Here is a 1946-nt window from a genome sequence, read left to right as displayed (position 1 = left end):
TACAGGGCAAACGCATGAATATTTTCTACAAAACAAAATCATTTTACAGACTTAAAAAAACTGCCATGAGGGCTCTTTATGTGGTGGGAAAATATTTTATGCGGAACCCTGAAGTTATTTTGAAATCATGTTTGAGTATTTCAGGGCCTTTAGTAGATTAATCAAGATTTTTTTGTATAAAAAACCAGGCAGTCCTTTCAAGGATATGCACAGTAATTTTAATAAAATTAATCTATATTAGCCTACATAAAGTTTTTAATTAAGATTTGTTCTAGATAGTCATTATCTAGAGAAGCAGCGAATCTTTTAGATTTTAAACTATACTTAGGTTCTGATGAATCTTTTCGTAGTATATTTAATGCCAAACGTTTAATCATGGCCAAATTTTGAGGTGCATAATCTTTTCTAACTCTACGAGCATCTTCTTTAAATACAACGTCAAGAAACCAATGAGTTATCTCTATCCCCCAATGTTTTCTTACCGCCGTTGAAAATTCTTCTATTGAATCTTTCAAAGATGAAATAAAATATCTCTTTTCTACAGTTTTTTTACCTTTAATCTCACACTGACGTACAGCCATTCCTATACTTTTTATTCCTTTCCAATTATCTTTCATTGAAAGCCAATCTATATCTTCAACTAAAAAATATTTTCTTGTTTCAATACGGCCATGATCTTTGTCTGTTGTCATACAAGATTTAACATTCACCCCATCAAAGTTTGTTTTTTCAGCGTCTTCAAAAAAATCTCTCACATCTTCATGAAGATTAGGTTGATTTCCTTTAAGTGCAAGAACATAATCTGCCTTCTTATCAATAATCTTATCAGCAATTTTGGTCTGTGTGCCCATGGCATCAATAGTTACAATACAATCTTTAACAAAAATCAAATCTAACAGTTCTGGTATTGCTGTTATTTCATTGCTTTTCTCATTTGTTTTTACCTGCCCAAGTACCATTCCATTTTCACTTGCCCAAGCACTTACAATATGAATAGGAGATTTTTTATCATCAGTATCAAAGGCACCACACATTGTTTTGCCATCTACTGCAACTATAGACCTTGCTGCTAATGTAGCTATTTCACGAACCCAATGTATAAAACACTTTTCAAACTGCTTTGGGTCTATCCATCTAAAAGTTCTCTCAAAGGTGTCATGTGATGGTATTCCGTTAGGAATTTCAATAAAATCACGAAACCATGATTCTCTTTTCTTTGCAAATACCTCAATTTCTTTCCAATCACTTGCATTAGCAATAGTTGCTGCAACAGCTATAAAAAGAATATCTATAAGCTTGTGCCTTACCTTTGTCTGTTGCCTTATGTCTTTAATAATTCCAAAATAATTAGTAAATAATGAGTTAGTATTGTCCATTAGCAATTCCTCTTTTCTTAAGTTTACATAAAAGATATATACATACTCATTATATAACCTTTAACACATAATCAAAAAACAAAGAGTGTAATTTCTTCCTATATATGTAACAATTTGCTCTATTTTTATAAAAAAATTTATTATTGCCTATATGCGATAGCATAGCCGGTAGGCCGCATAAGGTTATAAATCAAGTTTGGGAATGTTGTTGTTTAACGATAAAGATGTGTTAATTGTTATCGTCAAGAATTTCTAAGTATAATATCTGCCTTGCAAATTACTAAAAAATCGATAGATTTTTAAGATTATCCCAATATAGTAATTTTCAATATAGCTATTAGTGTAATTAACCTAAGTTCAGTAGCTACGCTAACAATAAAACTTTTTAAAATTTTCAAATGCGAACTTTCAATTTGATGTTTTGAAAGTTTGCAGCCTGCCGGCTAAAAGATCATTAGGCGGTCTCATTAAAAAATTAAATTTGATCAGAATGCCTTTTAACTGATTATACAACAAAACTCTTAGTTAAAATGGACTGTTCATAATTTATTAACTCATGCGTTTGCCCTG

Annotated in this window: 1 protein-coding gene; it reads right to left on the bottom strand. The window is 30.9% G+C overall.

Features of this window, described 5'->3' with window-relative positions; genetic code table 11:
* Positions 1-242: 242 nt before the first annotated feature.
* Entirely contained in the window at positions 243-1376 is a 1134-nt protein-coding gene (locus tag LGK97_RS19505; protein WP_226261974.1) for an ISAs1 family transposase, read from the bottom strand.
* Positions 1377-1946: the final 570 nt, after the last annotated feature.

Origin of the sequence: Clostridium sp. CS001 (assembly GCF_020443565.1) — a bacterium.
Classification (GTDB): domain Bacteria; phylum Bacillota; class Clostridia; order Clostridiales; family Clostridiaceae; genus Clostridium_AD.
The sequence above is the reverse complement of the archived record's forward strand: the minus strand, read 5'-3'. Positions and strand labels throughout refer to the sequence as shown.